The organism is Wolbachia endosymbiont of Tuta absoluta (genome assembly GCF_059414725.1).
In genome coordinates, this window is sequence record NZ_JBNRJY010000206.1 from 1 (window position 1) to 373 (window position 373).

The 373-nt window shown below is 33.8% G+C and carries 1 pseudogene; it reads left to right on the forward strand.

Features of this window, described 5'->3' with window-relative positions:
- Window positions 1-117 (forward strand): annotated as a pseudogene (locus ACJ5GX_RS02205) (aspartate aminotransferase family protein); the annotation flags it as partial.
- Window positions 118-373: the final 256 nt, after the last annotated feature.

Genomic DNA, 373 nt, shown 5'->3' on the forward strand with positions numbered 1-373 from the left:
TATCAAAATGGAAAAGGTAATAAAAATCGCTATAGAATTCTAACATTTCATGGTGCATTTCATGGAAGGACATTTTTAACTTGTGCAACAAACGATAGACAGAAATTTTCTGAATTACACTTTAAATGAATATAAACAAAATAATTTCACGTATTTTTTGGCTATTTATACTACACTTATGAGGCGTGTTTTACATTTAAAAAAACATCCTGTGGGGTCCGGTCAGTTTAATTGATCGATCTTCTCAGCGGTTTATAGCTGGGACACAAAATTTTGTATACGAATTCGTTTATTATAGGCAGTTGGTAGGCCCACCATGAATTAGACGCTACATCCAGGGTTGTCTTCGAACTATGGAACTCCTCAATATTCA